This window comes from Gordonia sp. p3-SID1431, assembly GCF_025143765.1.
GTDB lineage: Bacteria > Actinomycetota > Actinomycetes > Mycobacteriales > Mycobacteriaceae > Gordonia > Gordonia hongkongensis.
The window spans coordinates 1-2,344 of sequence record NZ_JAMBDT010000186.1 but is presented as its reverse complement, the minus strand read 5'-3'; the positions used below and the strand labels follow the sequence as shown (position 1 = coordinate 2,344).

Below are 2,344 nucleotides of genomic sequence, written 5' to 3'. Positions count from 1 at the left end.
AAGGCCCAGGCGATGACGGTGAAGGTGCCAACCGATCACCATCACCGCCCGGGAGTTCCATTGAAGTCTGCGAAGGACCGTATGGACATCATTTCTGCTTACCGAGAACTCGGAAGCTATCGCGCCGCAGCCGAGGTGTGCGGCACCACCCACAAGACCGTCAAGCGCGTGGTCGATCGGTTCGAAGCCGACGATCAACCACCCGATCGCAAGGAACGGGCCCGCAACTACGATGCGGTGGCCCAGCTCGTCGCGCAGCGAGTCGCGCGGTCACACGGCCGGATCACTGCCAAACGGCTGCTACCGGTAGCGCGAGCGGCAGGATATGAGGGGTCGGCGCGGAATTTCCGTCGTCTGGTCGCCCAGGAGAAAACGCAGTGGCGCCGTGAGCATCACCGCGGCCGTCGCCCGGCAGTGTGGGCTCCGGGTGACTACCTGGTCATCGATTGGGCGGTGATCGGCGGGTTACACATGTTCTGCGCGGTGCTGGCGTTCTCACGCTGGCGGTTCGTTCGGTTCGCCACCAACGAAACAGCCACCACCACACTCGGATTCATTGCTGAAGCCTTCGAGGAGATCGGTGGAGTGCCCAACAAGGTACTTGCTGATCGGATGGGCTGCCTCAAAGGTGGAGTCGTCGCCAACGTCGTCGTACCCACCCCCACGTATGTGCGGTTTGCCACCCACTACGGGTTCGCCCCGGACTTCTGTCACGGCGCCGATCCGGAGTCGAAGGGGATCGTGGAGAACCTGTGCGGGTACGCGCAGTCGGATCTGGCGCAGCCGTTGTGGACCGAAGCCAAGATCGCCGCGGGTCGCGACGACGTGCAGCTGGATGTGCATCTGGCGAACCGGGCTGCGTGGGACTGGTGTGCCGAGGTCAACACTCGACGCCACAGCGATACGCTGACGGTGCCCACTGACCAGCTGGTGAGTGAACGGAAAGTGTTGGCGGCGTTACCGTCTCTGCGTGCTCAGGTCGGCCCGCCGCCTGTCACCCGTAAAGTCGACCGTCTTTCCTGTATCCGGTATGCCTCGGCCCGCTACTCGGTTCCTAACCGGCTCATCGGCGCCACCGTGACCCTCCTTCAGGACGGTGGAACGCTCCTGATCGCCGAGCCCGCCTCGGGCGAGGTGGTCGCCGAGCATGCGTTGGCTGCACCAGGAGAGGTGGTCCTCAACGACGATCATTACGGCGGGCCACGCACACCCCTTAGTCGTGCACCACGACCGAAAACTGCTGCCGAAAAACAGTTCTGCGATCTCGGAGAACCAGCCGAGCAGTTCCTAGTCGGTGCCGCGGCGATCGGTAATACCCGCCTGGCCGGTGAACTCGATGACATCCTCGGACTCATCACCTCCCACGGCCACGAACAGGTGCTCACCGCCCTGACCAGGGCGGTGGCGTTCCGACGGTTCAAGGCCGCCGATGTGCGCTCGATCCTCGATGCCGGAGCCGGCATCCCCAACCCGCGACCGGCCGGCACAGCACTGCTGGGCCACCTGCCTACCGCCCCCACCCGCTCGCTGGATGCCTACAAACTCGGCGCCGGCGACAAGGAGGTGTCATGACCACCACAACATCGAAACCCGTTGCACCCCAGACAGTGCCACCGCTACCAGCCGATCTGGATCTGGCGCTACGCCGATTGAAACTGGCCTCGATCCGCCGTAGCGCACCCGAGGTCCTACTCACCGCGAAAACTCAGCGATGGACACCCGAAGAAGTGCTGCGAACACTGGTCGAGGCCGAGATCGCCGCCCGTGATGCCTCCAACATCCGCAACCGACTCAAAACTGCCGGGTTCCCAGTCACCAAAACCTTGGAATCGTTCGACGTGGCCGCATCCTCTATCCCGGCCAACACTTTCGACTACCTGTCGTCACTGGAATGGGTTCGGGCTCAACATAACCTGGCCTTGATTGGCCCGGCCGGGACCGGTAAGAGCCACACCCTGATCGGGCTGGGGATCGCCGCGGTGCACGCCGGGCACAAAGTGCGGTACTTCACCGCCGCCGACCTCGTGGAGACCCTGTATCGCGGGCTGGCCGACAACACCGTCGGTAAAACCATCGACACCCTACTGCGCCAAGACCTGATCATCCTCGACGAGGTCGGATTCGCCCCACTCGACGACACCGGCACCCAACTGCTGTTCCGACTCGTCGCAGGCGCCTACGAACGCCGATCACTCGCGATCGCCAGCCACTGGCCCTTCGAACAATGGGGACGATTCCTCCCCGAACACACCACCGCCGCCAGCATCCTCGACCGGCTCCTGCACCACGCCACCATCGTCATCACCGACGGCGACTCCTACCGCATGACACACCGAACGGAGGT

Annotated in this window: 2 protein-coding genes; both read left to right on the top strand. The window is 63.8% G+C overall.

Going from position 1 to position 2,344, the window contains the following annotated elements; all coding sequences use genetic code 11:
- The first annotated feature begins 60 nt into the window (after positions 1–60).
- Positions 61–1,572, top strand: coding sequence for an IS21 family transposase (gene istA, locus M4D77_RS23690; RefSeq protein ID WP_137817077.1), 1,512 nt, complete (start codon positions 61–63; stop codon positions 1,570–1,572).
- Positions 1,569–2,344 (top strand): IS21-like element helper ATPase IstB (gene istB / locus M4D77_RS23685; protein ID WP_259937714.1); only part of this gene is annotated, 776 nt, incomplete at its 3' end. The genes istA and istB, both read left to right, overlap by 4 nt.